The 889-nt window shown below is 70.6% G+C and carries 1 protein-coding gene; it reads right to left on the bottom strand.

From position 1 onward, the window contains the following. Positions 1–16: 16 nt before the first annotated feature. Positions 17–505, bottom strand: a complete 489-nt coding sequence (locus ACX9GQ_RS25015; RefSeq protein ID WP_459632314.1) for an HNH endonuclease — start codon at positions 503–505, stop codon at positions 17–19. Positions 506–889 lie beyond the last annotated feature (384 nt).

Below are 889 nucleotides of genomic sequence, written 5' to 3' on the forward strand. Positions count from 1 at the left end.
CCCCGCTTTGAACCTGTCAGCGGCGCTCCACCACCCTCCCATCGATTGTTCTTTTCCATTTCGAGTCCTTCCCTCCCGGCATCGGCCTTCGCGCCCGTGCCGCCCCGAGGTGCCGCGCTCTGACCCGGGCAATCTTGGCAATCGTCGGAACGTCCTGTCGCCGCGTCTTGCCTGAGTGACACGGCACGCAGAGCACCTGCATGTTGTCGGGAGTGTCCCGCCCGCCGAGGGCGAGCGGGATGACGTGATCGACGTCCCAGCGTGTGCCGGGTCTGAGGGCCCAGCCGCAGCGCTGACAGCGGCCGTTGGCGGCGATGAAGAGGTCCAGGCGCTCGCGGGTGGAGAGAGAGCGCCGGCGGTGAGGAGCCTCACGCATCGGCGCCTCCCTCGGGTTGCGGATGGGGGCCGCTGAGCGCACGAACACGCCCTTCATGACGCAGGAGAATGCGCTGAGCGCTCGCGGTCTGGTCGGAGCCCAGTGCTGCCAGGCGGTCGGCGAACTCATCGCGGATTTCGAGAAGCGTGGCCTCGTCGTGGGCACAGGCGAGGGCGTCGTCGTAGAGCGTCAGGGTCTCTGTCCCGGTCCCTCCACGGATCTTCGCCGACGTGGTCTCGTCCGCTGAAGGCGCCGAGGGTGGCGCGGCCGGGGCCGATGCCCGGACACGACCCGAAGGTTCCCGTCGCGTGGAGGGGCTCCGCGACGGCGATGGGCCTCTCCGCGTCTCGCTGGGCGCCACGGTCTCGCCGTCAGCGCGCTCGCGCTGTCCTGGAGTGCCACGGCCCGGCGACGGAAGGGTCCGGGGACGATCGACGATCCAGCCCGCCTCGCGTCGGAGCCTGAGCGCGACCCGGGCGTCGCGTGACAGCGACCGACGCAGTGCGAGGGTGG

Source organism: Alsobacter sp. R-9, assembly GCF_054612375.1.

Coding starts and splice junctions, on each gene's coding strand:
- ACX9GQ_RS25015 (WP_459632314.1), bottom strand. CDS start 505: ATGAGTTCGCCGACCGCCTGGCAGCACTGGGCTCCGACCAGACCGCGA.